Consider the following 620-nt stretch of genomic DNA (forward strand, 5'->3'; position numbering starts at 1 on the left):
ATGTTTATTCCGCTTCGCTCTACTGCAGAGAAAAGTGTCTTTGAAAAAGATCTCGAATACCCTTTGGCCTTGGGGCAACTCACCAAACAAATGATACATTGGCAGCGTTCAAAGACGCCTATCCCAGGGTTTCGTGTCCATCCGATTGACCCCGAAACCCTCCCCAAAGACACGTCGCCACTGGCCATTATTCCGCAGACCCTTTTTGTAGGCCGCCCCTTCTCAGGGCTTATTTATCAAGTTAAAAACCAATCCAATGACACCGTCACTCTGACCGAAGCGCAATTTTACAGTTACGCCAGTCGGAGCGCCTCACTTGACCGTTATACCTTACCCCCAGGTGAATCTACACATCTGTACATCATCACAGGAGGTCGCGAATGAAACGATTGAAACAGTGGCTTTTTAGAGAGTCAGACTTAGAGGATGGAGTGCTCGCCAATGACCAAAGTAAGCAGCGTAACCAAATACTCAGCCTGTTAGCCGTTGCGCTCTTAGTCGCAGTTTTTTTTGCGTTTAAAGCCTTTAAACAACCTCGAACCTCGCTAGATACTGCGAAAGAAGTCGTTGAGCCAGCCCCCAATTTTGGGGAAATCATTACTGATGATTTTACCGACAAA

At 47.1% G+C, this 620-nt stretch carries 1 protein-coding gene and 1 pseudogene; both read left to right on the forward strand.

Going from position 1 to position 620, the window contains the following annotated elements:
• Nucleotides 1-384, forward strand: a 384-nt coding sequence (locus AB4653_RS19595) for a type-F conjugative transfer system secretin TraK (RefSeq protein WP_372105066.1), incomplete at its 5' end; no start/stop codon positions are given.
• Nucleotides 381-620 (forward strand): annotated as a pseudogene (locus AB4653_RS19600) (DNA repair protein); the annotation flags it as partial. The gene AB4653_RS19595 and the pseudogene AB4653_RS19600, both read left to right, overlap by 4 nt.

Source organism: Vibrio sp. 10N.222.48.A3, assembly GCF_041475345.1.
GTDB classification, from domain to species: domain Bacteria; phylum Pseudomonadota; class Gammaproteobacteria; order Enterobacterales; family Vibrionaceae; genus Vibrio; species Vibrio tasmaniensis_A.